11 protein-coding genes and 1 pseudogene are annotated in these 20,099 nt (G+C 64.9%); 5 read left to right on the top strand and 7 right to left on the bottom strand.

The window, feature by feature from the left end; translation table 11 throughout:
- Positions 1-99: 99 nt before the first annotated feature.
- The 7 genes and pseudogenes from G486_RS0101530 to G486_RS23875 form a co-directional block, all read right to left on the bottom strand.
- Positions 100-2,232: an SWIM zinc finger family protein gene (locus G486_RS0101530; protein ID WP_034386252.1), complete on the bottom strand. Its 2,133-nt coding sequence runs from the start codon at positions 2,230-2,232 to the stop codon at positions 100-102.
- Positions 2,229-3,353 carry a VWA domain-containing protein gene (locus G486_RS0101525; protein ID WP_027013938.1) on the bottom strand — a complete coding sequence of 375 codons (1,125 nt, stop codon included), beginning with the start codon at positions 3,351-3,353 and terminating at the stop codon, positions 2,229-2,231. Before G486_RS0101525 ends, G486_RS0101530 begins: the two co-directional genes overlap by 4 nt.
- Positions 3,343-5,748 (bottom strand): DUF5682 family protein, encoded by a 2,406-nt coding sequence (locus tag G486_RS21295; RefSeq protein ID WP_034386250.1) that lies wholly within the window; start codon positions 5,746-5,748, stop codon positions 3,343-3,345. The genes G486_RS0101525 and G486_RS21295 overlap by 11 nt, the downstream gene beginning before the upstream one ends.
- Positions 5,745-6,866, bottom strand: coding sequence for an ATP-binding protein (locus G486_RS0101515; RefSeq protein ID WP_051302987.1), 1,122 nt, complete (start codon positions 6,864-6,866; stop codon positions 5,745-5,747). Before G486_RS0101515 ends, G486_RS21295 begins: the two co-directional genes overlap by 4 nt.
- Before the next feature lie 219 nt (positions 6,867-7,085).
- Positions 7,086-11,273 (bottom strand): DUF4132 domain-containing protein, encoded by a 4,188-nt coding sequence (locus tag G486_RS0101510; RefSeq protein WP_027013936.1) that lies wholly within the window; start codon positions 11,271-11,273, stop codon positions 7,086-7,088.
- A 143-nt stretch (positions 11,274-11,416) separates the two neighbouring features.
- Positions 11,417-13,438 (bottom strand): DNA primase, encoded by a 2,022-nt coding sequence (gene dnaG / locus G486_RS0101505; protein ID WP_027013935.1) that lies wholly within the window; start codon positions 13,436-13,438, stop codon positions 11,417-11,419.
- A 289-nt stretch (positions 13,439-13,727) separates the two neighbouring features.
- Positions 13,728-13,870: pseudogene (locus G486_RS23875) on the bottom strand (IS3 family transposase); the annotation flags it as partial.
- 223 nt (positions 13,871-14,093) lie between these two features.
- On the opposite strand from G486_RS23875, the gene G486_RS23305 reads away from it, so the two are divergent.
- The 5 genes from G486_RS23305 (at position 14,094) to G486_RS0101475 (ending at position 20,031) form a co-directional block, all read left to right on the top strand.
- Positions 14,094-14,651: a sigma-70 family RNA polymerase sigma factor gene (locus tag G486_RS23305; protein WP_084454968.1), complete on the top strand. Its 558-nt coding sequence runs from the start codon at positions 14,094-14,096 to the stop codon at positions 14,649-14,651.
- Between the two features lie 79 nt (positions 14,652-14,730).
- A complete protein-coding gene (locus G486_RS0101490; RefSeq protein WP_027013932.1) occupies positions 14,731-15,795 on the top strand; it encodes a FecR family protein in 1,065 nt (354 codons plus the stop codon).
- An 88-nt stretch (positions 15,796-15,883) separates the two neighbouring features.
- Positions 15,884-18,307, top strand: coding sequence for a TonB-dependent siderophore receptor (locus G486_RS0101485; RefSeq protein WP_084454954.1), 2,424 nt, complete (start codon positions 15,884-15,886; stop codon positions 18,305-18,307).
- Positions 18,297-19,535 (top strand): MFS transporter, encoded by a 1,239-nt coding sequence (locus G486_RS0101480; RefSeq protein WP_027013930.1) that lies wholly within the window; start codon positions 18,297-18,299, stop codon positions 19,533-19,535. The genes G486_RS0101485 and G486_RS0101480 overlap by 11 nt, the downstream gene beginning before the upstream one ends.
- A 40-nt stretch (positions 19,536-19,575) precedes the next feature.
- On the top strand, positions 19,576-20,031 hold the full coding sequence (locus G486_RS0101475) for a hypothetical protein (protein WP_169728565.1): 456 nt from the start codon (positions 19,576-19,578) through the stop codon (positions 20,029-20,031).
- Positions 20,032-20,099 lie beyond the last annotated feature (68 nt).

Below are 20,099 nucleotides of genomic sequence, written 5' to 3'. Positions count from 1 at the left end.
TGATTGCTTCACGGGGCCCGGGCCGGAGGTGCTGCTGTCGCTCTTGCCGATAAGATTCATATTATAACGATTTGCCAGATGTCAAGAGCTCTCGCACATTTATTTTTGATCCTGCAGCAAGAGCGTCAAAGCCCCCAGGCTGGCCAGCAGGGCCGGGTGTTCGCTGCTTCTGAGCTGCGCCAGCGCCCGCCGCATCAAGGCCGCGCTGCGTGGCAGTCCGGCCTGGTCCAGGCCTGTGGCCTGCTCGGCAGCGCGCGCCAGGGCTGGGGCGGACTGGTGGCGCAGCCCTTGGCGCAGCCAGATGGCCAGCAGGTCCAGGCTGACATCGGTCAACGCCTGCAGCGCGCCGCGTTCCGGTCGGCCCTGGGCCAGTGTCAGCTGCTGCGTGCCGGCACCGGGCTCGGCCTGCAGGGCCAGGCCGCGTTCGGCTGTGAGCAAGGCCAGGGGCTGCATCACCAACTGACCCGCCTGCAGGCGCACGCTGCCTGCTACGGCACGCAGCGGCCCCCATTCGCCGGCCAGGGCGCGGGTCAGAGTGTCCACGGCCGCAGGCGCGGCGGCATGGTGGGGCAGGGCTAGGTGCAGCACATCACGCTCCTCTGCATCTGCTCCGGTTTCCTCCGCTGTTGCCAGCTGTGCATGCAAGACCTGGGCGCCCGCATCCCAGGCCTGTTCCAGCAGCCGCAGCTGCGCGCTGGCCAGCACATGCAGGGCACCGCCCGTGCCAGCGGCCGCGCCGGTGGCGGCCTGGCGCGGGGTGGCAAAGTCGGGCAGGGCGCTCTCCAGCGCCTGGCGCAGCGTGGCCAGGCTGTGGTGCTTGAGCGGGGCGGTCAGATCGTCCCAGGAGCGGGGCGACAGCGGCATCACACCGGTCTGGCGTGTGCCGGAGCTGATGTCGATCAAACCATTGGCACGGCGCACGGCGGTCTTGGTGATGACCTGGCCGCTGGCCAGCTGGCGCAGCGGAAAACCGGCCACGCGGCGCTGCAGCAGGGCCGTGGGCGCAGGGCCAGGGTTTCTGCTATCGGCCAGTGGCCACTCGCGCTCCAGCACGGTGACGGACTGGGTGTCGGGGTCGGCAAACAGCAGGCTGGCGCCTTCGGCGGTTTCGCTGCGCCACAGTGCCGCGCCCAGGGACACCAGGCGCAGATGGTCCAGCGCCAGCTCGCCCTTCACACCCAGGCCCAGGATCTGGCTGGAGAGCAGTGACGGTGCGGCATCGGGCGCGCAGCCTTCGGCATGGGCGGCGGCGCGCAGCCGGGCCCAGAGTTCGGTCGCTACGGCCAGCAGGCGATGGGCATCAAAGCGGCTGCTGCGTGCCTGGTGGGCCTGCAGCAGCTGCCACAGCTCGCCCAGCCCATCGTCCACCCAGGCCCAGCCCAGGGCTTGCACCTGGGCGCGCAAGGCTTCAAAACGCGCTGCCAGGGCCAGCAAGGGCTGGCTGGCACCCTCCAGCCACAGGGCGGCAAGCAGTTGCTCCAGCGCCTGCTGCGCGCTGCATGCGGCCGCGCTGTCCAGCAGCTTGCGGGGGGCTTGGGTGGTCTTGGCAGCATCCGTGCGCGGCTGGAGCTCCACCATGCGCTCGGGCGCGTCAGCGGCCATGGGGCCGGCCTGCTGGTAGGCCCATACGGCCAGCAATACATGGGCGCAGCCGCTGCCCTGCTTGCAGTCGCAACGCGCATGGGCCAGGGAGCTGCGCGAGAAAAAACGCACGCTGCACATGGGCAGGCGGGCACTGGGTGCCTGCTGCTCGCCCACACCAGGCAGCAGGGCAATCACCGGGCGCTGGGCTGCCAGCTCGCCTGCCTGGGCCTGGACCGAGGGCGAGAACACCTGGGCCAAGGCAGCGGCGTCGAACTCGGCGGGGGTCCAGACCTCGGCAGGGGCCTGGGTCGGAGCTTGGCTGTCAGCGACCGGCGCTGGCGCACTGTCTTGTCCCGGTGCTTGTGCCTGTGACTGTGCCAGCGCCTGGTAGGCCAGCACCAGCATCACCCGGTGCCGGCACATGCCGCTGGCCGGGCAGGAGCAGCTGGCATCGCGCAGCGTGCGGCCAGCGGGCAAGCGGGTGCTGACGCCATCGTCAAAATGCGCGGCCACCTCGCCGCCTTCGCTTTCCTCTATGCGCGGCAGCAGGCCGGCGGCCACGTCTTTTTGTGCGCGTTTCACAAAGCCGGCATTGGCCAGGACCGTCAGAGCCTGGGGCGTGAGTTCCAGCAGATCGGGGCGACTCATGCCTGCACCTTTTCTGCCAGCCAGCCGGCCAACTGGCCCGGTGTCATGGCGCCCACCTGGGCGCCCACGTTCACCAGGCGCGCGGCCATGTCCCGGTCATAGGCGGGCTTGGCTTCGGCATCCAGCGCGGCCAGGCCCAGCACCTTGGTGCCGGCCTCGGTCAGCGCACGCACGCGGCGCACCAGCTCGCTTTCGCTGCCGCCTTCGTAAAAGTCGCTGACCAGCACCACCATGCTTTTGGCCGGGTTGCTGATCAGCGACTGGGCATAGCCCACGGCCTTGGCGATATAGGTGCCGCCACCCAGCTGCACCTTCATCAGCAGCTCCACCGGGTCGGCCACATCGGCGGTGAGGTCCACCACCTCGGTGTCAAAGGCCACCAGGCGTGTGCGCATGCCCGGCAACTGCCACAGACAGGCCGCCATCACGGCGCTGTGGATCACCGAGTCCACCATGGAGCCGCTCTGGTCGATGAGCAAGATGATGTCCCAGGGTTCGATATGGCGGCGTGTGCGGCTGTTGAACAGCGGGGTCTGCAAATACAGGCGCTGGCTTTTCGGGTCCCAGCGGTGCAGATTGGCCGCAATCGTGTGCTTGAAGTCGAAGTTGCGCGCAATCTTGATGCGCGAGCGCCGGCGCCGGTCGCGCGTGCCGCCAAAGGCCTGGCGCACCTCGGTGGCCATTTTTTCCATGATGCGGCGCACCACCTCGGCCACCAGCTTGCGCGCCGCGGCCAGCACCTCGGGGTTCATCAAATGCTTGGTGTGCAGCACGGCGCGCAGCAGCGATTCCGAGGGCTCTATGCGTTCCAGCACTTCGAGGTTGGTCACCACCTCGTCAATGCCGAAGCGCTCCACGGCGTCGCGCTCCAGCCGCTCTATGACCTCTTGGGGAAACAGCTGGTGGATGGTGTTGATCCAGTCGGGTGTGGACAGGGCAGAAGGCCCCAGCCCGGCCGCGCGTTCGCCGCGCTGGGCACGCTCGGGGTCGCGGCCGTAGAGCCAGTCCAGGGCCGCGTCCGCCGCCTGGGCCTGTTCGCCCAGGCTGCCGCAGGCCGCTTCGGCGGATTCGCCCAGCAGCAGGCGCCAGCGCTGCAGGGGCTCGGTAATGTCAAAGGCCATGTGCGATTCCTGTGTCTATGCCCCAGCGTGCGATTCGCTGTGCGGCCTTTGTCTCCCAGGCCGTGGCCTGGGCGGTTTCCTCGGGGGAAAGCGTGGTCTGCAAGGGGCCGGTCAGCACGCGCTGGGGCAGATGCGTGGCCTGGTGCAGCTGCAGGACCTGCTCGGCCAGGGCCGCGCGCTCGCGTGGCGGCAGCCAGGCAAAGGCCGCGCGCAGCGCGGGCAGGGCCAGGGCAAAGTCCGCGCCGTCCAGTGCGCGCACCAGGCCGTCAAGGCCGGCGGCAAAGCCGGGCTCGCTGGCCAGGGCCTCGCGTGCCAGCGCCAGCAGGCCGGCCAGGGCATCGCCCAGCGTGGCCGGCGGCAGCTGTTGCAACAGGGCCATGGCCTGTTCCAGGCTCGCCCCCTGGGTTTCAGGCACGCGGCCCGAAAGGCTGAAGGCTGCGCCCAGGGCCGCGCCACGGCTTAAGGGCGCGGCGGCGGGGTCTGCGGCCTTGCGCTGCCACAGGCCCAGGGCGCGCAGCGGCTCAATGTCCAGGGCCTGGCCATCGCCGGGCTGCGCCGCCAGCTTGTCGCTGACAATCTGCAGCAGCGCCTTGTGGCCTTGCAGGTGCGCTTCCATCTCGGCGGGGGGAATGACGGCGGCGGGCTCCAGCAGCCACAGCGCGCGGTCAAAGCCGGCCTGCACCACCACACGCAGCACGGGGGCACCGGCCATGCCCAGCACCTGGCCGTGGCGCAGCAGCACATGCAAAAGCCCCAGGGCCGGGGCCAGGGCCTCAAAGCGGCCCTCGTTGGCCACGGCGGTCTGCAGCTCGTGCAGCAGCCGGTCGCTCAATGCGGCAAGCCCGGCCCAGGCCGCACGGTTCAGGCCCTGGGCCAGCGGCTCTATGCGGCCCTGGGCGCGGCGCAGCTGGTCTTCCAGCTTGGCGCAGGCCGCATCCTGCAGTGTGGCGCCCCAGGCGCCGGCCTCAATCAGTGCGGCCTGCTGCTCCAGTACGGGTCTGAGCTCCCACTGCTCGCCGCGTTCGGCAGACAGCGCCAGCTCAGGGCCCTGGCTGCGGCGAATGCCGGGCAACTCCAGTATTTGCAGCCGGTGCAGCAAGCGGCTTTTGGCGCGGTCGCCCTCGGACAGCAAATCCAGCTGGAGCGTGCCGCGCTGGGGTATGCCCAGGGCCTCCAGCTCGGCGGCCACGGCGGTCACCAGCGGAGGTTGGGGTGTGCCGGGGGCCAGGCGGCCCGTGGCATCGCCTGCCAGCACATCCATGGCCAGCACCAGCACGGGGTCGGTGCCCGGGCGCAGCGGGCCACGGTAAGACCAGGGCAGGGGGGCATCCAGCGCGTTCTTGACCAGGGCACCGGCCAGGGCGTCCAGCCAGTCGCAGCGCAGCGGCTGGGCATGGCCACGCAGCCGCGCCAGCCCCAGGGCCTTGCCGTGCACGGCCATCAGGTCGGCGGTGGAGGCAGGCAGTTTTTTGTCACGCATGCGGCCCAGCACGGCCTGCAGCGCGCGCCGGGCCGCGCCCTCGCTGCCATGCTCCCACAGCCACTGGTACCAGGTGGGCGAGGGCATGCCCGCGGCATAGCCGGCAAACGCATCCAGGCGCTTGAAGGTATAGGGCACGAGAAATGAGCCAAATCGCGGTGCGTCGCTTGCCCCATCAGCACTGATAGCTCCTGATTCCGTAGTGGAATCAGGCAGCGGCGTTTCCGGAAGCTCTGCGGACACCTCGGTCCACAGCCGCCCCAGCGCCGGGGCGTGGTAGCCCCCGCACACCACCAGCACCGGGCCGGCGCCCTGGGCCATGGCCCAGGCGATCCAGCGGGCCATCATCTGCTCGCGCTGCTGGTTGCCCTGCGAGCCGGGCGCGTGTGCCGGGCGCAGGTGGGCGAAGTAGGTGGACAGGCGCTGTGCCAGCTCCTTGCCCTCACCGTCGTTTTCGAGCGCGTCTTCGAACAAATGGTCCCACAGCGCGTCGCGCCCTTGCACGGACAGTTGCTGCTCCAGCGCCTGTTCGTAAGCCTCTGCCTGGTGCTCGTGCTCGGCGTCGGCCACATCGGCATAGCGGTTTTCCAGCTGGCCTAGGGCCTTGTGCCAGGCCGGCAGGTCGATAAAGCGCAGCTGCGCCCCCGTCTCGCGGCCCACGACCAGGGCCTGCCATTCGGGCGAATGCTCGGCAAAGGGCGACCAGGAGCCGTGGTGGACTTCCCCCGTGGACAGATAGCTGTAGATGGCCACTGGCAACTGGTGGGGCAGGGCCAATTCATCCAGGCGCGCGTTGAAGTCTGCCGGGCCCTCGATCAGCACAAAGGCTGGGCGCAGCGCGCGTATGCGCTGTGCCACCAGCCGCGCGCAGGCCGGGCTGTGGTGGCGCACACCAATGATTTCAGGAGCGCTCATGGAAGCCTATGTCTTGCTTCGTAGTAAGCCTTCCAGTGCAGCCCCTGGCGCTTGGCCGCTTTTTGCTCAAAGTAGCGGCGCAGCTTGGCGCGGTCATCGGCATTGTCCTTGACCACGGTGCCGGCAATGCAGTCCACCAGGTCCTGGGGCGAGCCCTCGCGCTGCTCCAGAAACCAGGCGCGCACGCCTACGGCATGGGCCACGTTCACGGCCTCGGCCGTGGACATCACGGCGCTGAGCTTGTCCATGGCGCCGCTGCCCCCACTGTCACTGGCGCCGCGCAGATCGCGGAAGGTGGTGACCAGCAGCTCCAGCACGGGCGCGGGCAGCGTTTGCGGAATGCCGCTTTGGGCCAGCAGGCGGGCACTGGCCTCTTGCACCAGGGCCAATTCGCTGTCGAAATTGAGAATGGGGAACACGGTCTCGAAGTCGAAGCGGCGCTTGAGTGCCGCGCTCATTTCGTTGACCCCGCGGTCGCGCGTGTTGGCCGTGGCAATGATGTTGAAACCTTCACGGGCATAAAGCATGCCGTGCTCGCCGGCCAGCTCGGGCACGGCCATCACGCGGTCGGACAGCATGCCCAGCAGGCAGTCCTGCACCTCCAGCGGGGCGCGTGTGATTTCTTCAAAGCGCACGATCTGTCCGGCCTGCATGCCCTGGTAGAGCGGGGCCGGCACCAGGGCCCGGGGGCTGGGGCCCTCGTTGATCAGCAAGGCGTAGTTCCAGCCGTATTTGATCTGGTCCTCGGTGATGGAGGCTCCGCCCTGAATCGTCAGCGTGGAGCTGCCGCAGACGGCCGCGGCCAGCAGCTCGGACAGCATGGACTTGGCCGTGCCCGGCTCGCCTACCAGCATCAAGCCCCGGCCCGTGGCCAGGGTCACCAGCATGCGTTCAATGCTGGCCACGGGGGCCATGATCTTGGGCGCAATGCCCAGAGCCGCATTGCCCAAAATAAAGCTGCGCGCGGCCTTGAGGCTGAGCCGCCAGCCCGGCGGGCGCGGCTGGTCCGCGTCCTGGGCCTGGAGCTGTGCCAGCTGCGCGGCGTACTGGATTTCCGCCGGCGGGCGCTGCAGCACGGGCTGGGCCGCGCTGGATGTCGATTTACGTGAAGTCGCCATACAAATTTCTGTGTGTTGGATGGTCAAAGCGAAGGCGGGTGAGGCCGGCGTAGTGCGCCGTGCCAGCAGGCCCCTCTCCCCAAAGGGGCGAGGGAGTAAGGCAAAGGCGCGCAGCGTAAAAAACTGGCGCGACCCAGCTCAGAGACAGCGAGCAAGGGCCGCCCCGCAGCGAGGCTGTCGTCCCCCTTTCAGGGGGAAGCGGCGCAGCCGCACAGGGGGTCATCCTTTTAGCGCCTCCAGGTCCCGTACCAACTCGCTGGCCGAGATGGGGTCGAGCAGGGTGAAGGCCTCGGGCTTGTCGATCTCGCCCCAGGAGGCGGGCTTGCCCACATGGACGTCGCCCAGCTCCTGCTCGGGGTATTCGTCCACCATGCCGACGATGATGCCTGGGTCCAGATACAGCTCGATGACCTTGTGCTGGCCCAGGGGCTTGGTGAAATACCAGATGCCGCCGCCGTCCTGGGCCTGGCCACGGCGCCAGCCCTTGTTGACCAGGCCCAGCACGCGGCCGGTGGGCACTTTGGCGCCCTTCCAGCGCTCAAGTTTGAGGGCCTTGGTTTCGTCTTCGCTCAGCGTATAGGTGTCGCGGCCAATCTGGGCAAAGGGCTGGAGCAGCTCGTAGTCGGCAAACACCTGGCCAAAGGCGGCGGCATCGGCCGCCGACAGCTCCAGCGCATGGGGCACGCCAATGCGGATGCTCTCGCCCTCGGGCAGTTCGAAGTCATCGTCCTCGGCCGTGGTGAAGCTGCCATCCTCGGCCACGCGGAAACAGGCTTGCAGCTGGCCGCCATAGCTGCTCTGGCCCGGCAGCGCGTACACGCCCCAGATCAGGCGCTGCACGATGTGGCGCACCAGCGGATGCTCGACCAGGAACATGCGGAACAGCGCGGGCGTCCAGCGGCGGCGCGCGCACATGGCCACTTCCAGGCGCAGCAGCTGCTGACTGGCAATGGTGCGCACGTCTTTTTTCAGCAGCTTGAAGCGCTCGGTCGCCTCCTTGGACAGGGCAGCGTCATCGCTCTTCTTGGGCTTGGGCAGATCGGGCAGGCGTGCGCCGGGGCGGCCGTCGGTGTCCAGCTCGCGCACATAGGGCTTGAGCGTTTCGTCAAAGCCCACCACAAAGGCGCGCGGGCCAAAGTCGAGTTTCAAGGTGCCCTGGGCGTCCAGGCCCAGGTCGGGGGCGAGGCGGTCTTCCAGCTCTTCGGTCGACAGGCCTCGGGCCTCGGCAATGGCATTGATTTTTTCGCGGGCCTTGTCCTGCAGGCCCTTGAACTTGATCTTCTGTGCAATGCCATTGAGCAGCATCAGCGCCACATCGGTGCCAATGCCGGCCAGCACATCCAGGCCGGTGACGGCGCGGGCATGGGCCGATTCGCCGGGCCAGGTGCGGATAAAGGGGGTGAGCTTGCGCGCGGTCTCGTCCGTGCCCAGCAGGCCCAGGGCCGTCAGCGCCCAGCCTTCCTTGCTGGGGGCACCGGCCTCCAGCCAGGCGCTGAAAGCGTCCCAGCCAAAGTCGGCCAGCGATTCGCGCGTGCAGGCAGCCTGCACGTCGGCAATGCCGGCATACACCTCTTCGTTGGTGGGAAAGCCCAGCATCTGGCCCAGGGCGTCCAGGGCCTCGTCGGGCAGGGCCTTATCGTTTTGCAGTACGGGGCGGCGCCAGCCGCGCGGCTGCCACCACTCGGGCAGCTTGGCGCGCTTGGTGGGAAAGCGGTCCAGCGGGTTCTCATCCAGCACGGCTTGCAGGGCGCTCACCACGTCTTCGCGGCCATAGCGCGCTGCCACCTCTTGCAGCAAGGCCGCATGGCCGTTGGCCTGCAGCAGGCGCAGAGCCGAGCCTGCGCAGTCGCGGGCCTCGCCGGGCTTGCCCAGGGCCGGAGCCAGCAGGGCGCAGGCCGCGTACTCGGGGTAGCGGAGCAGCCATTGGCGGCCCGCGTCGCGCAGCGATTTGAGCTTGGCAAAGGCCCGGGCCGCAGGGGCTGCCAGCTCCACGGCGCCAAAGTTCAGCGCCAGCTCCAGGTTCTCGCTGGGCTTGCTGCGCACCATGGCCAGCAGGCCGGGCAGCCCGGCCAGGCCCAGCTTGGCGGCCATGAAGTCCACGCCGCGCGTGTCCGTGGCTTCGCCGGCCACGGCATTCCAGAACGGGGCGGCCATCTCCTCGGGCAGCAGGCTGATGTATTCGGCGTAGAAGTAAAACCAGTAGTAGCGCTCTTTTTTGCGCTGCTCCACCATGGCGCGCCAGGCCGCGATCAAGGCCTCTGTGTCGCGCTGGCGTATGGCTGCGGCGGCGTTTTCCAGCAGGTGCTTGAACTGTTTTTTGTTGTCGTCAAAGCCCAGCCGGTCCACCAGCTCCAGCACGTTCTTGCTGGCGCTGTCAAAGCGCTTTTGCTCCCATTGGTTGAGCTGCAGTGCCTGCTCGCGCGCGCCGTCGGCCCATTGCTCCACGGGCTCCAGCGTCAAAGGCGCAAGCGCCAGGGCGGTGGCGGCCTTTTTTTGCACCTTGGCCTGCCAGGGCGGTGCGGCCAGCACCTGGGGCAGCTCGCTCGCGGCGGCCACTTCGGCGGGGCCGGCCAGCAGGGCCAGCTGGCGGTCTATGCTGGCCTGGGCCGCGCTGTCCAGCCAGGGGCGCAGCGCATCGACCTGCCCGCTGTGGGCGCGCAGCAGCCGCGTGAGGCTGGGGGTCAGGAAGCCGGCGTCCTTGCCGCCCGAGGCAATCAGCTTGGCCAGGGCCACCATGGCCGCCAGCGGCCAGCGGTCCACCGCCAGGGCCAGGCGCGCCAGCGCACCCTTGGAGCCGCTGGCCACGCGGGCCAGTGCGGTCACGGCCTCGGGCGTGCCCATGGCGGCCAGGGCGTCGCCGGCCTCATCCTGGGCCGCGCCGCGTTCCAGCAGCGCAATGGCATCCAGTCCACGTTCCAGCAGCAAGGTGGCCACCATGCGCTGGTTGTCCCACAGGCCGCTGGAATAGCTTTGCTTGACCTTGACCAGGGCCGCGATGGCGGCAGGGTCGGTGACCGTGAGCAGCAGCCAGTGTGCGTTTTCGGGGGTGTCTTTTTCGGCCGCGAGCTCGAAGGCCAGTGCATGGCTCATGTCGCTGCATTCCGGCACCAGCAGAACCACGGCGGTCTTGCGGCTGGGGTGCAGCGTGGGCAGGGCGGCGGCGATCTTCTCGGCGCAGACCTGCCACTCTTCCTCGGGGGCGGCCGACAGGTGCTTGCGCATCTGCTCCTCGGTCTGGCCCAGGGGGCCATACCAGCTGTCAGAGACCGGGCTGGTGACGGTGTGGCTGAGCGTGCTGACATGGCCCTTGGCCTTGCTGTCATAGCTGCTGCTGACCTGGATTTGCTGGGACGCCAGGTAAATGTCCACGGCACCGGGCAGGCCGTACTGGGCCACCAGATAGTCGATGAGGTGGCTGCCGATTTCGGCATCGCCGTGGTAGCGGCGCGTGCCCATGGCGCGGGCCAGCAGCAGGGTGTCGGCCTCGATGTCGGCCGCAGGCTCGGCCAGGGTCAGGCGCGAGAGCTGGCGCTCCAGCGCGGGGCGCAGCAGAGGCTCGCAGCCGGCCAGATCGACACGGCCATTGTCCTTGGCCATGGGGCGCACCAGATGCCACGCCGCAGCCGCGCTGGGCTGTGGGGGCTTTTGCGGGTGGCGGCGCGTGGCATAGGCGAGATTGCGCAGGCCGGCAGGCAGGCGCAGCAGCTCGCCCTGGGCCCAGGGCGGTGTGCCGGCGTCGGCCACGGCGGTGGTCGTTGCTTGGGGCTGGCTGGCCATTTCGGCCAGGTGCTGTGCTCTTTCCTCGCCCAGTTCTTTGGCAATGGCCTGGGCCTTGTCCTGTACCTTGGCCGTGCTGCCCCAGCCGTAGAGCATGCCCGTGGACTTGAGCTGGTCGAAGGCCATGCTGGCTCCCAGATCGCTCACGCCATGCAGGCGCTTGAGTTGGGCTGCAGACAGATCATGGCCCAGCTTGAAGCTGCCGTCGGCAATCTGGGCGCGCACGGCCTCGAACACGCGCTCGCACTGTGCGTCCAGGCTCTCTGCGGGGGCCGTTGCTGTAGCAGGCGCCACAGCTGCTGCAGGCGCGGCTGCTGCGGTTTTGCTGGCTGCGGCCTTGGCTGGCTTGGGGGCTGCGGCTTTGGCTGCTGGAGCAGGGCTTGCTGCGGGCGTGGTGGCGGGTGCAGCAGCACCGGAAGCCGCGCTCCCGGTTTCGCTATAGCCCTTGGCGGTTTTTTCCTTGACCAGCTTGTTCAGCGCCGCCAAGGCCTTGGCCGCATCGGCAAAAGACTTGGTCTGGCTTTGGCCTGCGGTGCCTATGCGGCCCCAGGCGATGTTGAGATCGCTGTCGTTTTGCTCGATTTCCCAGAACTTGCTGGCCGTTCCTTCGACCAGTTCAAAACGGCGCATGCCTTCTTCCTTTCAGAGATCACCAACAAAGTCTTTGCCAGCTTGGGCTGAAGACTTTGTGAACCTGTGAATGGTATAGGCCCGGCGCAGGTCTCAAGCCCTGCCGACCTGGAAATTTGCCAGGCAGCTCGTGACCAGGCTCTTCAGTTCGAGCCCGAGAGCTGGGCGTTCAAGGCCTCTTTGCGCGCCTGCAGCTCGCGCCAGCGCTGGGCTGCGCCGGGGTCGCTGGACAGGGCCTTGAGCGCTTCCTCGGTGAGCGTGGTGATGCGGCTGATCTGCATGCGATTGAGCACGTCGCGCAGCTCCTGGCGCAGCTCGGGCAGCTCGCCCTCGGGTTGGGCATGGGGGCCGCTCATGAGTTTGTCGGCCAGGCCCTCGTGGGGCTGGCCGCGCAGCATCTCGCGCAGCAAGGCCCAGGGGCGGGGGCCTGCTTCCTGGAATTGCGCCTCCAGCCAGCGAAACAGAGCACCGTGGCTGGCGCCGCTATGGGCCAGGGCATCGAAGTCCTCGTGTGTGAGCTCTTCCATGAACTCCATGTGCGACATCAAAAGGCGTGCGGCCTGGTCCAGGCGCATGGTGGGCGACAGGCGCGGGCCGGGCTGTGGAGCTGGCGCCCAGTCCCGCTCCCCCTTGCCGCGCCCCCAGGGCTTGCGGCTACCTCGGCCCTGTTGCTGGCGCGCACCGCGCCAGCCTGCGCCCTGGGCCGGGTGCGGCGAATAACCACCATGGCCGGGCATCTGGGACTCGGGCACGCCGTAGCTGCTGTCCCATTCAGGTGCAGGGGCAAAGCCGGATGGATGGCCGGGCGGCACAGGTGTGCCTTGCGCGTGAGCCGCTTCATGGCCGATCCGCCGGGGGGCTGTGCGTGCGGCTTCCTGGGCCCAGATTTCGGACAGGTCGCGTGCGTCGAGCTGGGCCAGGGCTGCGATCTCGGCCAGCAACTGGCGCTTCAGGGCGCCGTCGGGCAGGGCACTCCACAGCGGGCGTGCATTGCTGGCCATGTGGGCGCGGCCTTCGGCTTGGCCCAGGTCGCAGGCTTCGCTGGCGGCCTCGATCAAAAAGCGCGACAGCGGCAGCGCATCACCCACATGGCGCGCGAACGCGTCGGGGCCGTGCTCGCGGATAAAGCTGTCGGGGTCATGCTCGGCGGGCAGGAACAAAAACTTGATGCTGCGCGTGTCGTTGGCGTGGGGCAGGGCCGCATCCAGCGCCTTGCGCGCCGCGCGCCGGCCAGCGCTGTCGCCGTCGAAGCTGAAGACGATGGCATCGGTAAAACGCAGCAGCTTTTGCACATGCTCGGGTGTGCAGGCCGTGCCCAGCGTGGCCACGGCGTTGGCAAAGCCCAACTGGGCCAGAGCCACCACGTCCATATAGCCTTCGGCGACCAGGGCATAGCCCAGGTCGCGCAGCGCCTGACGCGCCTCGTACAGGCCATAGAGCTCGCGCCCCTTGTGAAACACCGGGGTTTCGGGCGAGTTCAGGTACTTGGGCTTTTCATCGCCGAACACGCGCCCGCCAAAGCCTATGCACTCGCCCTTGACGTTGCGGATGGGAAACATCAGCCGGTCGCGAAAGCGGTCGTAGCGCTTGTCCTCCTCGCCCACGATGACCAGGCCGGACTCTTCGAGCTGCGGGTCATCGTATTGGGGAAACACGCTGGCCAGGGAGCGCCAGCCTGCGGGTGCGTAGCCCAGGCCGAAGCGCCGGCTGGTTTCGGGTGAGACGCCGCGGCGCCTGAGGTAGGCGATGGCCTGCTCAGAGCCGGCCAGGTGCTTGCGGTAGGCGCTGCCCGCCTGCTCCAGCACATCGGTGAGGCTGGCCTGCTTTTGCTTTTGCGCGGCCTGGCGCTCGCGCTCGGCGGGGCTGATGTCGTCCTGCGGAACCGACAGGCCCACCTGGCCTGCAAGATCCTGTACGGCCTCGACAAAGCCCATGCCCGCATGCTCCATCAGAAAGCCGATCGCATTGCCGTTCTTGCCGCAGCCAAAGCAGTGATAGAACTGCTTGCTGGGGCTGACCGTGAACGAGGGCGATTTTTCGCTGTGGAACGGGCACAGGCCCATGAAATTGGCGCCGCCCTTTCGAAGCTGCACATAGCGGCCCACGATATCGACCACGTCGATGCGGGAAAGAAGCTCCTGGATGAATGATTGGGGAATGGCCACGCACGTATTGTGCCTGCGTCCGGCTGTCGAGCAGGGCCAGGGGATGCTATGGCTACGGTAGCTTCTGGCGCTGTATATATCTGGGCGGATTCAAGTCCAAGTGCAATAAAAGGTTGATGCACAGATTCTGTGCTGCAAAGCAAGCTGAGCCAGATGCTGCGCATAAACATCGATCGGCGTGCGCCAGCCCTGGGGCATCCCGGGCCGTCCATTGGGCTGGCCTGCTACCGCATCGAGCTGTTCTTTGATATAGCCACTGGCCCTTGGCACACGCACCGGTACCCGTGCCAACTGCGGCTCGCAGTCGCGCAACCTCCATCTGCTCGGCGCTCACAGGCTTGCTGTGCGCGCCGCCGCCGCAATGCTCTGCCCGCCTTCAACCAGCCGCACAGCCCCCCGCTTGAATTCCAGCGTGTAACGCGCCCTGGTCATCGCCGTCTTTGTCTTCTTCATTTCGTTACCCCTTGCTTGATTGGACCACTCAGCAAGGGATACGTTTTTCGAGGGTAAGGTCAGTGTCCAAAGTGTAGGGCCAGCAACAATGCCCATTACTTGGTAGATAATGAGAACTATTTGCAAATAAGTGCTCTACCCAAAACCTTTGCAGGGTGATTTCGGGCTTGATGCGCTAGCCCATCTAACTGCTGCTGTCCTTGTGATCGAACACTATTACCGTGAACTGCTGAGCTTTCTGGCCCGCAAGGTCAGGGACCGTGATGTGGCTGCGGATCTCACACAAGAGAGCTTTGCACGCGTGTATGCAGCCGAGCGAGCGGGCTCTGCGATCCACAATCCACGCGCACTGCTGTACCGAACAGCCCGTAATTTGTTGGTAGATAACCATCGACGCGCGGGAGTCCTGTCTGGGGACAGCGATCTCCATACGTCGCAGGCCTTGGTCGAACCGGATATGCATGCAGGGCCCGAGACCCTCGAGCCTGAAATTGCTCTGGCTTCTCGACAGCGTTTCGAGGCCATGGCCCAGACAGTGGACAGTCTGCCCACGCGGTGCAGAGAAGCTTTCATCTTGGTCAAATTTGATGGGCTAACGCATGCCCAGGCCGCAGACCGGATGGGGATTGCAGTAAAAACGGTAGAGATGCAGATCCAGATTGCACTGCATGCATGTCGTGCGCGTATGGATGCAATAGAGTCATTGACTCCACCAATACGCCGCCCTAGAGGCAGGCCCCCCAAAGCGAAATCAAAATAATGAAAGAGGCTTGGTTCTCCGCGATGTTATCTACAGGGTTGTGGACTGCGCATGTGTCTACTTTTCAAAGAAAGCCCCTATGCCTGTGCTGAATGGCTCCGCTGATGATGCCCAGCGCCTTTACGAGGTGGCGCTGAGATGGTTTGTGCGCCGTCGTGATGCGGGGTGGAGTGTGGAAGAAGAAGCCAGTTTTGAGGCCTGGCTTGCGGCAGATGTGCTACATGCCACAGCCTATGCGCAATGCAGTGCGCAATGGCAAGAGATGGATGCCATGCCTGCCGATTTGCTGCAGGGGATGCGTTCTCGCCTCGCTCATGACAAATTACACGAGCGCAAACGCTTATCGGCACCTGCATTGGCACGCCGCCGATTTCTGGCATGGCCTGCGGCTTCGGCCATGGTAGCTGCCGCTGCCGCAGGCATGGGTTATATGGCATGGCAACACCTACAGATGCAACCAGTCTGGACCCAGGCCTATCGTACCGAGCAAGGCCAGCAGCAGCAGCTTACCTTGGAAGATGGCAGCCGCCTCCGACTGGACACGCAAACGCAGGTAGAGGTGCGCTTTTACCGCCAGCGGCGTGAGGTGCAGCTACTCGATGGCCAAGCCGTCTTTGAGGTGCAGCATGATGGTCGCCCATTTCATGTGCTTGCAGGAGGAGCGCGGGTGACAGTGGTCGGCACACGATTTGCGGTGCGCTACACACCGCGACTGGCAGGAAATTCGCAAGTGCAGGTGGCGGTCGAAGAAGGCAAGGTGCGCGTGTCGCGTTTGCAGGTCTCTGAGGTAGAGAAAAACACGTATGACCTGGAAGCCGGGGCTTTGCTTACGGCCGGGCAGCAGACGACAGTGGATGAGCAGGGTGTGGTCAAAGCCACCACCGTGGTGCCTGCTGACGGTATTGCCCCATGGCGTGATCAGCGCATCAGCTTTGTGGATGTGCCTCTGGCACAGGCCTTGGCAGAGCTGGAGCGCTATGGTGCAACAGGGTTGCGGGTAAAGGACCCCGCAGTGGGTGCTTTGCGCCTGTCCGGGACTTTTGATCCCATGGAAACTGCCGCTTTGTACAAGGCATTGCCGCGTGTTCTGCCGGTACGTCTGCAAGTGGGAGGCGAGTTCACCGACATCGTGACACGTAACTGAATAAGAATTTTTCGTATTGATTACAGGGTTTCGCGCGGCTGCTGCGTCTACCTCATAGACATCCAATTTTCTATGGGAGAGATTTCACATGAATCGCCGCACGTTTCGGCTTCTGCCTGTTGCCATGGCTATGACACTGGCATGGGGAAGCAGCATATTGCACGCGCAGACTGCGCCCGCATCCCCTTCGACAGGTGCAGCTGTGCTGTTTCAGTTAGAGGCCCAGCCCTTGGCCCAGGCGCTGAATCACTGGGCGCGTCAAACACGCATGCAATTGCTGGTGCAGCAAGACCTGGTGGCAGGAAAAAATGCGCCCTCCGTATCAGGCAAGTGGACGCCACGCGAAGCGCTGGAACGTCTTCTCGCAGGCAGCGGCCTGCAGGGGCGCTTTGATGGAAACCTGGTCACGATCGAGCTGCGTTCACGCGCCAGCAGTACGACTCCTGCATTGCCTGAAGTGGAGGTTTCGGCGCAAAGCTACCAGGAAGTTGGCAACGGGCCTGTTCTGGGCTATGTGGCAAAACGCAGCCTGACGGCCACCAAGACAGACACTCCGTTGATGGAAACGCCCATGTCCATCCATGTTGTTTCCAAGGAGCAGATTGAAAACCTGGGCGCTCAGCAGTTGACCCAGAGCTTGCGTTATACGCCCGGCTTGTCTGCGGATATGCGCGGAGATACATCACGGTTTGACATGATGGCCTTCCGAGGCATTGGTGGTGTGTCTGACACTTTCTTGTACCTCGACGGGCTGCGTATGCCGCGTGGGGCCTCCTACTTGGTGCCGCAAATTGACGCCTTTTTGCTGGAGCGCGCGGAGGTGTTGAAGGGGCCGGCTTCGGTCATGTATGGGCAGGCTCCACTGGGCGGTATTGTTAGCATGGTCAGCAAACGCCCCACACCAGAGGCATTTCATGAGGTCGGCATATCAGCAGGCAGTCACAACCGCCGGCAACTGGGCTGGGACAGTGGCGGAGCGCTCAATGAAGATGCCAGCGTGCAGTACAGATTGACGGCATTGGGCCGCAAGTCTGACACCTCGGTGGACATGACCCAGGAAGAGCGCGTGTTGATTGCACCATCGATAACCTGGAAGCCGAATGCCGACACGCAGCTGACGGTTATGGGGCTGTACCAGCATGACCCCAAGGGCGGGTTCTATGGTGTCCTGCCCTCGAATGGCTCCATCTTGCCGAATGTGCATGGTGCATTCCCACGCAACTTCTTCGATGGCTCGCCAGACATGAATGAATTTGACCGGACGCACAGCAACATCGGCTATGAGTTTAGCCACCGCTTCAACGCGCAATGGAGCCTGAGACAAAACCTGCGCTACACGCGGATGGATCTGGACTCCAGCCAAGTGGGGAGTACCGGCTTGCAGGCGGATCAGCACACGCTGAACCGCTATGCGCTGTGGTCCAAGGAGAAGCTGAATGCCCTCAACATCGACACGCACTTGCAAGGCAATCTGCAAGCGGGGGCGGTGTCTCACCAAGTGCTGCTGGGAGTTGATCTTCAGCATGACCGCTGGCAACAAACACAAGGCTATGGCGCCGCGCCCACACTGGATTACTTGGAGCCTGATTATGGCCAGGCGATCACACGTCCTGCGGCCAACACCAGTCCGGATCGCAAGCAAAACATTGCAGGGGTGTATGTGCAGGACCAAATGAAGTGGGGGCAGTGGGGCTTCACGTTGGGAGGTCGCTTTGACCGTGCGCGTGTCAAGAACGAGAACGCACTGGCCAAGTCATTCACCGAGCAAACGCTGAGCAAATTCACATGGAGAGCGGGTGTTATCCGCAACTTCGACAGCGGCTTTGCCCCCTATGCCAGCTATGCCACCTCGTTTGACCCATCGGTTACGGCGAACCCTTATGGGGATCCATTCAAGCCCTCGACCGGAAAGCAATTCGAGCTGGGTGTGAAGTATCAGCCACCTGGTAAGAATGCGCTGTTTACACTGTCTGCCTTTGACCTGACCCAGCAGAACGTGTTGACGCAGGATCCACGCTCACCCTTGCCGAATGCGCGGGTACAGACCGGGGAAATCAATTCGCGTGGGATAGAGCTGGAGGCGCGCTTCAGTCCCGCTAAAGGCCTCAACATCATCAGCGGCTTCAGTGTGATTCATCCCGAGGTGACGCGCAGCAACGGTGCGGATCTGGGCAAGCGCCCTATCACGGTGGCCAAGCAGACAGCATCGGTGTGGGGCGACTACAAATTTGCCGAAGGTGTAATGGCGGGCTGGACCCTGGGTGCGGGCGTGCGTCATGTGGGCTCTGCCTTTGCTGACCCGGCCAATACCCAGAAGATTCCTGCATATACCTTGATGGATGCGATGTTGCGCTATGACTTGCGCCATCTGGATCCGGCATTGCGTGGTATGTCGCTGACGCTGAATGTTTCCAACCTGACGGACAAGACCTACTTCACCTGCAACGGCGTGAACTTCTGCAACTACGGACAAGGCCGCACCTTCCTGGCCTCGCTGAAGTATGGCTGGTGAGCACAAGTACATGGGGGGGGCGCCCACCCAACAGGGCGGCGCACGCATCATGGTTGCAATGGGCCTGCTGTATGTGGGATTCGGCGTGATCGTGGGCTTGCTGCAAGGAGGCTTGCCCCCTGTCTTGCGGGCACGCGGAATGGCTGTGGACCAGATCGCCTGGACGTTCGCCTTGTATTTGCCCATTGGTTTGTCCTTTCTATGGGCTCCATTGGTAGACCGGCTGCGCTTGCCATTTCTGTCGCCGCGCATTGGCTGGATCGTGCTGGCTCAGTTGCTCACTGTGGTTGGGCTGGGAGCGGTGGCTTTGCTGGAGGGGGCACCGCTGGGTGTGCTCTTTGGTCTGGGCTTGCTGGTGGCGATGGCAGTGGCCACGATGGATCTGGCGCTGGATGCCCTGGCCGTAGAAATGACCAGTGAAGCGCGCAAACCGATGGCTGCATCATTGAAACTGGCCGCGCTGGCCACAGGCTCTATGCTGGGGGGCGGCGTGCTGGTCGTGGTGCTCGGGCGGTGGGGATGGGGCATCACCTTCGCGCTGATGGCCGTGTGCATGCTGTTGTCCTTGCTGCCTGTGTTGGGTCTGGTCGAGCAGGAGCGGGCCCATGTGCGCATGGGCAAAGCATTGGCTGGCGGGCACCTGTTTGCCTGTTTGCGCCAGCCGCAGATGCGCAAGTATCTGGTTCTGCTGGTGACTGCTGCCGGTGTCATCTTCCCGCTCAGTGCCCTCAATCGCGTCATGCTGGTCGATGTGGGGGTGCCGATGGAACGTATTGCATGGCTGGTTGGCACGCTACAGCCTCTGGGGTTGCTGGGTATTTCGGTGCTGACTACGCCATTGATTCGCTATCTAGGCCATCAAAAAACGATGCTGCTGCTGGCTGCGATAGGTGGGGGATGCATCGTGCTGTTGATGCTGGGGCATCAAGGTAAGTCGCAGGCCCTTGCAGTGGCCGGCACCGTGGGCATGTCCACGGTGGTGGGTGGGCTGATGGTGGTCTATGCCGCGTTGATTCTGCGCTGGTCATCACAAGGTGTGCAGGCTGCGACCAACTACGCCGTGCTTTTTTGCGGTACCCGACTGGCCGGCATTGTGACCTCGGTGCTGGCGGGAAAGTTGCTCGTACGCATGGAGTGGACCGCCTTCTACAGCCTGGGTCTTTTGGCCTTGCTGGCATCCACGGCATGGATGCTGATCAGCCTGCGCGGCATGGAGCCCATCGACTGAACCTTCTCGCCGTTTTGGCGTGATTTTTCCATTTTCAATGATGACAAAACCTGAATTCTCTATCCCTGGCCTGGACGCCACATTGTTCGATGCCAGCGAATGGCCATTGGTGTATGGCCGTTTTCCCGAGCTCAATGAGCCTGATCGTGTCTCACGGATCTTGGATTCGCTGGATGCGATCCTGGCGCTGAAGCAGGCGTTTGTGATGGCCTGGATCCCCCCCAGCCATGACCATGATGACGAACCCCACGAAGACGAGAAACGCTCAGTGGTGTGGATCAAGCAGCGCAAGGCAGATTTGCGCCAGCACTGCCGTGGCTATCTGTACATAACGGCAGAGCCTGCGTTGCGTGCATTACTGGAAGGACGCTTGGAAACAGTGAAGAAAATGTACGGCTTCCCCATGGTGGTGGTCGAGGACCGCACGGTTGCCCGTGGGCAGGCAAAGAGCTTTTTGCAATTGCATGGGATACGGAATCCGAGGGCAAGGTCGTAAAAAGCGCCATGTGACGGCTCAGGCGGATAGTGTTGGTATCGGCCTTGGTTGGTACATCAAACCACCAA

Origin of the sequence: Comamonas composti DSM 21721, from assembly GCF_000429845.1 — a bacterium.
GTDB classification, from domain to species: Bacteria; Pseudomonadota; Gammaproteobacteria; order Burkholderiales; family Burkholderiaceae_C; genus Comamonas; species Comamonas composti.
This window is presented reverse-complemented; position numbering and strand designations above follow the sequence as displayed.